Genomic DNA, 6,059 nt, shown 5'->3' with positions numbered 1-6,059 from the left:
TGGGCCGCCGCCTCGGCCAACCTTGCTGCGAGCCGGAGGCGCTGCTCGAAGTCATCGGGTCCCCAGCGCACGAGCAGCGCGGCGTCGAGCGCGTCGGCAAGGACGTCGGGATCGCCGAGTCCTTCCGCCAGATCCACAGCCTCCGCTGCGAACGCGACCGCTCGGTCAGCGTCGCCGCCATAGACCCACGCCCGCGCCAGCGCCGCGGCCAAGCGGCAACGGCTCAGACTTGACCCGGCGACGGTGTACGCCTCGTGCACGAGGGCAGGCACCTGCCCTGGATGTACGCCGAAGCGCTGACCCGCCGGCATGCCGAGCGCCGCCGTTGCCATGAGTTCGGCGTCGCCGGCCTCCCGGGCCTCGTAGAACGACTGGACCTGCGCCCTCAGGGCATCGCCGACCTTGTCAGCCGAAGCCTCCATGAGTAGATGGTAGAGCCGTCCCCCCAGGCTCCGTCAGGTCCTCAGCAGCTGCACCGTCGCTGCGTGGCTGGCCACGCGCTGGGAGTCCCAGTCACCTGTGCAGTACACCGACAGCTGCGAGATGGCGCCGTCGGAGACATCGGCCCGAATCAGCTCGCGGCAGTACCACGACTCGTTGTCCTGGTCCCACTCCTCCTCGACCTCGAGCACGAACCCGGTCGTGGTGGCGTCGAGACGTGATCGGGGGACCCGCCCCGGAGCTGGGTGCCCACCCTTTCGCAAGGCGACCACATCCTCGATGCCAGCCGCTTGCAGCCGCCATTGCGGCATCGTGAAGTCACAGAAGACCTCCGCGGTAAACAGACCGTCGGGCGGCGTGCCGGTCTCGAGAAAGGAGACCAACTCATCCGCCACCTCCCGGGTCGAACGCTCGACGGCCCTCACTCTGAACCCGCTACGGCCGACATATTGGCGGCCACAACCGCCATGGTTTGCTCCAGCTGCACCGAGGGACTGAACTCGACGGTCTCAGTCCCTGAAGTCACGATCGGCACGTGGCCAGGCGGGGCATAGTAGGCGTCGCCAGCCACGTAGGTCTCCTCGCGGTCGTGATATCGGAGCACCAGTCGACCGGAGACGACGAGGCCCCAGTGGGGGCATTGGCAGCGGTCATCCGGCAGGCCCCGGAACATCGGCGTCCCGTCGGCGTCGGCTCGGAAGGTCTCGAACGAGACGGTCCAGTCGTCGAGCTCGGCGTAGCGGCCCTGGATGACCGGTGCGTCGACAAGGATCGGCGCCTCCTTCTTGCTGATCCGCGGCATTGTGACCTCCTGTGTCGTTGGTGCCGTCACTAGGAAGGCGTGAATTCAGGCGTCACATTGTGACGTTGGCCAACAACCGATCGCACGAGCGGGGAAATCCCCGGTGGCCTGTTGGCGTCGAGCTCGAGCACGAGGACCAGAACGCTGACGGAACCGGGGCTGTGGTCGGCGAATGCGAGCCAGCGCCTAGCTACGCGAGAATCGGGCGCTGGTCTGTCGGCCTGAGGCAGCCAGGAGAGGAGTCGACCGGTGACCACTCCGCGCAGCTTGTCGAAGGCCAAAGCCAGAGAAGTCTTGCGTCGGGCCAACTACGGCGATGCGCTTATAGACGAGATCATGGCGCAACTTCCGGACCCGTTCGACCTCGATCGGGATAGCGCAGTCCTTATGCGCTACGGGCTCAATCGCGACACCCTCATCGGCCGCGCCGGGGGCAGTCCCTAGAGCCAGCCTGTCGGCTTACGCCGACGTGCCGGTCTGGTCTCGTCGAACGTCGAGCGCCAGCGGTGAGGTCAGGCACTGGAACCGTTCTTCAACTCTGCACCGAGAGCATCGAGCCAGTCGGCGGTGCCCTGCTCCCGCCACGCCGGCTGCTCCCGTCCGTCGAGGTAGGCGCCGGCCTCGACCAGCACCAGGCGGGTCCCTTGACCCTCGGGGACGAGCTCGATGGTGGTCAACGACGCGGTCGCCACCGTGCCCTGCTCGGAGAGCACCGACGTGTAGACGATGCGCTCGTCGGTGACGATCTCGCGGTAGAGCGACTCCCAGGTGATCTGCTTGCCCTCGTGGATGACCCTGTTGCGCTCGACGCCGCCGGGTCGAAAGTCCAGTTCGTAGTCTTCGGGGTTGCCAGCGAACCAGCGGACTTTGACCACCGGTTCGGCCCACGCCATGAAAACGGCCTCGGGCGGTGCTTGGTACGTGCGTTCGAGACTGAAGGTGGCATGAGTGACGGCGTGGTCGGTCATTGGGAAGTCCTTTCCGATACGGGTTGGGGATTCTCGGCGAGAAGTTCGCCGAGACGGTCGAGACGGTGCTCCCAGGCGGTCCGTTGCGCACGCAACCAGTCCTCGGCGACTCGCAGTCCTCCCGGCTCGATATGACAGGTCCTTACTCGGCCGACCTTTTCTGAGCGCACGAGACCGCACGCCTCGAGCACCCCGAGGTGCTGCATGACCGCAGGTAGCGACATGGCGAGGGGCTCGGCCAACTCCTTCACCGAGGCCGGGCTTTGGATCAGCCGCTCGACCATGCTGCGTCGGCTCGCATCGACCAACGCCTGGAACAGCTGGTCGAGGCCGGAAGGTTGGTTAGGCACAGACTTAACTGTATGTGAACCCCGTCCAACAGTCAAGTAGCTCCTAAACTATTGCCAGACCCATTTGGCCGCAACGCTGCATCTACCGGCGCTCGATGCGCAGCACGACGCTGGACAGTCGACTCGGAGGCAGAAAGGCGTGGCTTGGGACCCTGGTCACGACTCCGACGCGGTACACCTGCGACCATCGCTGCGACCCTGGGGCTCGTCCACCCGCCCATCGGGCGCCAACCTGGGTGGGAACCACGAGGTCAGCGGCCCGAAGTCGGCTCCCGCGGCCTAGCAGCCGACGCAGCAGGGCGGTGGTCACGGCGAAGGGCGGGTTCGCCACCACACTGAATGGTCGTCGCGGTAGACGCAGGTCCGCGGCGTCGGCCTCCACGACCACGACGGGCTGGTCCCGAAAGCGCGTCCGGAGCAAATTGGCCCTTGCCGGGTGCAGCTCGACAGCGACCACCCGAGCGCCGGACGAGACCAGATGCGACGTCAGCGCACCACTGCCGGCGCCGACGTCGAGGACCAGCTGATCCGGCCGGATACCGGCCGATTCCACCAACCTGCGAGCCCAGAGATCAGCGAGCTGGTGGTAACCCCAATGTGTCCGCCGCTCGACGGACACGACGCACCATCACCATCGCGGTTGTCACAACAGGAAGTATGGCCGCAGGCGCGAAGCCGAGGAAGCGAGTTTCGCGATCACCCCGAGGCGGTACTGACAACTAGCCGCACGCCGCATTCGGGCGCTCCGATTGGCCAGCACGCACCACCCCCGTCGAGAGATGGCTAGACTGTCTGACGAAGGGGAGTAGTCCGTATCCGTCTGGTCGACACACTGGGGCATGCGCCCCCGGTCGGCGGGCTCGGCGGCAGCGTCGAGTGGGCGAGACCTTCGGCAGGCAGCTGGTGCCGGCCGAGGTCACATTCCTCCTCCGGCACGAAGGAGGAGGTATGGACGAAGCGCCGATCGTGCCAGGGAGAGACACGGATCATGGCGGGCCGGGGGTCCTGGAGCGCCGCGGTCGTCGCCTCGAGTACCTCACCACGGCGTGGAACAGCCTGGAGGCCGTGGTGGCCATCGGCACCGGACTGGCGGCTCACTCGCTGGCCCTTGTCGCGTTCGGCCTCGATTCGTGCATCGAGGTCTTCGCGTCAGTTGTGGTCCTCTGGCACCTGGGTGGTGCGCCCGAGGCGGTGGAGCCGCTTCGAGCCCGGCGGGCGCTGCGTCTCATCGCCGGCGCCTTCGGGGTGCTCAGTCTCTACCTGGGGGCCCAGGCTGTGCATGCCCTCGTCGCACGAACGCGACCTGAGTCCTCTCCAGTCGGTATCGGCTTCATCGCTGCCACCGTCGTGGTCATGTTCGTCCTGGCTCGAGGCAAGCGTCGGACCGGCCGGGCGCTGGGCAACCGTCCACTCGTGGCCAACGGGATGATGACGCTCATTGACGGTTGTCTGGCGGCGGGGGTACTTCTCGCCCTTGTCCTGCAGACGACTACTGGATGGTGGTGGACCGACCCCCTGGCGGCCGGCGTGGTGGCGATCGTAGCGTTCAACGAAGCTCGCGAGGGGTGGCAGTCGGCAGACCGGTCCGCTGGGCAATCCGCTGGTGTGGCCGACCCGTAGAGCGCCGATCAGCCCGCCTGCTGCACGCCCAATCTTCGGCGCCGAGCCAGTCCGAGGGACCTCTTCGAGCCGCTCCGCTGGCTGACGAGGTAAACCGTCCAGCCGACGCCGGTCACCAACCAGAAGCTGATGAAACGGTAGAGGAGCACTGCAGCCACGGCCGAGGGACGCTGCATGCCGACGCCCACCAGCGCGACGGCGAGCGCTCCTTCGACCACCCCGAGGCCGCCAGGAGTGATCGAGATGCTTCCCGCCGCGATCCGGACCCCGTAGGCGAGGAGCACGCCTCGCCACGGCACGGTGCCGCTGACGGCGAGGATGCTCACCACCAGGACGCCTGCGTCAGTGAGCCAGTTCGCGAGGGCCAACCCGAGGACCCTGGCCCAGTCGGTTCGCCGGAGCCGAAGGGTCCGGACACGGGCGACGAATCCCGTGATCGCGGCGTGTGGGCTCCGATGACGAAGGCGGAGCACGCGCTGGGCACGCTCGAGGATCCACACCAGCCAATGCTCGACCGCCCGGTGAAGGGCCGGGCGGCGAAGCGCAAGGGTGGCGACGGCGAGAATTCCGACTCCGATGACACCGCCGATGGCGCCAGACTTCGACACCGCGCTGTTTCCGGAGAGTACGGTCCCTGCGACGATGACGAGGCCGGCGGCGAGCGACGCCACGACGCCCGAGACGACCAGCGCCCACCCCGCGAGTGCGGCGTCGATCCCCAGCCTCCGGAAGCGCCGGAAGGCAAAGGCGGTCCCGAGCTGGGGCCCGGCCAAGGGCACCGAGACCGAGATGGCGTTGCCAGCGACGGTGGTCGCCATCACGGACCTCTGCGTGGCGCTCTTGTTCCCCGCTCGAAAGAGACGGCGCTGCATCAGGGCGAAGGCCGCGATCGATGCCCATTCGAGGCCGAGCGCCGCCGGCAGCCACACCAGGTTGACGTGACCAAGAGTGGCGATAGACGACGCGATGAGGCTTCGTTGGGTGACGACCAGTACGACGAGGACGCCGAGGGCGAGAAGCGTGAGCGCGAATCGCACCTGACCGTTGCGTCGCCGACCCACCGGCGGTTGATTCCCGTCCGCCTCTCGTGCTTCCTCGAGCTGTCGGCTAGCCACCATTGTCACGATTAGATCCTCTTGAACTTAGAGTTCTGCGTGCGTTGCCCATGGGCCTGCATGGAAACCCCTGGGACCAGGCGTAAAGCGGCCTGAGAGTCTCCGTAGAATGCACGTCGAGGCGATTTGCAGTGGTTTCGGGACGCGGGGCCTAAGGCGGGTCCTTCAGACAACCGACAGGGGGCGTCGCCGATGATCGATGACATGGAGGATCCTCGCCGACGGGAGCCTCCATATGTCCTGCCCGAGCGGGAGATGCTCGAGGGATGGCTCGACTTCCACCGCACGACCCTTCTCCTCAAGTGCGAAGAGGTCGACCCGACACTGCGCAAGGCCCGACCGGTGTCGACCTCGAAGCTGTCGCTTCACGGTCTTGTGCGCCACCTGGCCGAGGTCGAGCGGGCGTGGTTCCGTCGGACGCTGCTTCGCGAGGCGAACGCGCCGCGTCTTTTCCGCGACCAGGCTGGCAGGGACAGCGAGTTCGACCGCCTGGAGGACGCCGATTGGGACGAGGACCTGCGCACGTGGGAGGCGGAGTGCGACGCCAGTCGGAGGGCTGCCGCCGCCTACGCGCTGGACGACACCGGCACTCGAGACGGGAAGCCCTGCTCGTTGCGCTGGATCTACGTCCACATGATCGAGGAGTACGCACGGCACAACGGGCACGCCGACCTCATTCGCGAGCTCGTCGATGGCGCTGTGGGCTGGTAACCGGGGTCGGCTCCCCGAGACTGGCCTTCACGCCAGTGTGCTCTTCTGGCAC

10 protein-coding genes are annotated in these 6,059 nt (G+C 67.1%); 3 read left to right on the top strand and 7 right to left on the bottom strand.

The annotated features are described in order from the left end of the window. From VGF64_14340 to VGF64_14330, 3 genes are all read right to left on the bottom strand, one after another. The coding region (locus VGF64_14340; protein HEY1635939.1) for a hypothetical protein at positions 1-422 on the bottom strand (422 nt) is incomplete at its 3' end. Positions 423-455: 33 nt separating this feature from the next. Further along, positions 456-866, bottom strand: coding sequence for a hypothetical protein (locus VGF64_14335; GenBank protein ID HEY1635938.1), 411 nt, complete (start codon positions 864-866; stop codon positions 456-458). Then, a complete protein-coding gene (locus tag VGF64_14330) occupies positions 863-1,243 on the bottom strand; it encodes a hypothetical protein (protein HEY1635937.1) in 381 nt (126 codons plus the stop codon). Before VGF64_14330 ends, VGF64_14335 begins: the two co-directional genes overlap by 4 nt. 249 nt (positions 1,244-1,492) lie before the next feature. Here VGF64_14330 and VGF64_14325 point away from each other — a divergent pair, with 249 nt between their 5' ends. Continuing rightward, complete coding sequence (locus tag VGF64_14325; GenBank protein HEY1635936.1) at positions 1,493-1,687, top strand: hypothetical protein; 195 nt, start codon at positions 1,493-1,495, stop codon at positions 1,685-1,687. Positions 1,688-1,755: 68 nt separating this feature from the next. Here the strand turns inward: VGF64_14325 and VGF64_14320 are convergent, their stop codons facing one another. The 3 genes from VGF64_14320 to VGF64_14310 all read right to left on the bottom strand — a co-directional run bounded on the left by VGF64_14320 (position 1,756) and on the right by VGF64_14310 (position 3,180). Then, positions 1,756-2,211, bottom strand: a complete 456-nt coding sequence (locus tag VGF64_14320; protein ID HEY1635935.1) for an SRPBCC family protein — start codon at positions 2,209-2,211, stop codon at positions 1,756-1,758. Beyond that, positions 2,208-2,561 carry a metalloregulator ArsR/SmtB family transcription factor gene (locus VGF64_14315; protein HEY1635934.1) on the bottom strand — a complete coding sequence of 118 codons (354 nt, stop codon included), beginning with the start codon at positions 2,559-2,561 and terminating at the stop codon, positions 2,208-2,210. The genes VGF64_14320 and VGF64_14315 overlap by 4 nt, the downstream gene beginning before the upstream one ends. Before the next feature lie 82 nt (positions 2,562-2,643). Further along, positions 2,644-3,180, bottom strand: a complete 537-nt coding sequence (locus VGF64_14310; protein ID HEY1635933.1) for an rRNA adenine N-6-methyltransferase family protein — start codon at positions 3,178-3,180, stop codon at positions 2,644-2,646. A gap of 329 nt (positions 3,181-3,509) precedes the next feature. Here VGF64_14310 and VGF64_14305 point away from each other — a divergent pair, with 329 nt between their 5' ends. Continuing rightward, entirely contained in the window at positions 3,510-4,181 is a 672-nt protein-coding gene (locus tag VGF64_14305; GenBank protein HEY1635932.1) for a cation transporter, read from the top strand. A gap of 8 nt (positions 4,182-4,189) precedes the next feature. On the opposite strand, the gene VGF64_14300 is transcribed toward VGF64_14305, so the two are convergent. Beyond that, the gene (locus VGF64_14300) at positions 4,190-5,299 is read right to left on the bottom strand and encodes a YbhN family protein (GenBank protein ID HEY1635931.1); all 1,110 of its coding nucleotides are present in this window, start codon (positions 5,297-5,299) and stop codon (positions 4,190-4,192) included. Positions 5,300-5,488: 189 nt separating this feature from the next. Between VGF64_14300 and VGF64_14295 the strand changes: the two genes are divergently transcribed. Further along, positions 5,489-6,007, top strand: a complete 519-nt coding sequence (locus VGF64_14295; GenBank protein HEY1635930.1) for a DinB family protein — start codon at positions 5,489-5,491, stop codon at positions 6,005-6,007. Positions 6,008-6,059: the final 52 nt, after the last annotated feature.

The sequence above is a fragment of the Acidimicrobiales bacterium genome (assembly GCA_036491125.1).
In the GTDB taxonomy this organism is placed as follows: domain Bacteria; phylum Actinomycetota; class Acidimicrobiia; order Acidimicrobiales; family AC-9; genus AC-9.
The sequence above is the reverse complement of the archived record's forward strand: the minus strand, read 5'-3'. Positions and strand labels throughout refer to the sequence as shown.

Bases quoted from the DNA above. Each gene is read 5' to 3' on its own strand.
- VGF64_14305 (HEY1635932.1), top strand. From the start codon at position 3,510: ATGGACGAAGCGCCGATCGTGCCAGGGAGAGACACGGATCATGGCGGG.
- VGF64_14330 (HEY1635937.1), bottom strand. From the start codon at position 1,243: ATGCCGCGGATCAGCAAGAAGGAGGCGCCGATCCTTGTCGACGCACCG.
- VGF64_14320 (HEY1635935.1), bottom strand. From the start codon at position 2,211: ATGACCGACCACGCCGTCACTCATGCCACCTTCAGTCTCGAACGCACG.
- VGF64_14295 (HEY1635930.1), top strand. From the start codon at position 5,489: ATGATCGATGACATGGAGGATCCTCGCCGACGGGAGCCTCCATATGTC.
- VGF64_14300 (HEY1635931.1), bottom strand. From the start codon at position 5,299: ATGGTGGCTAGCCGACAGCTCGAGGAAGCACGAGAGGCGGACGGGAAT.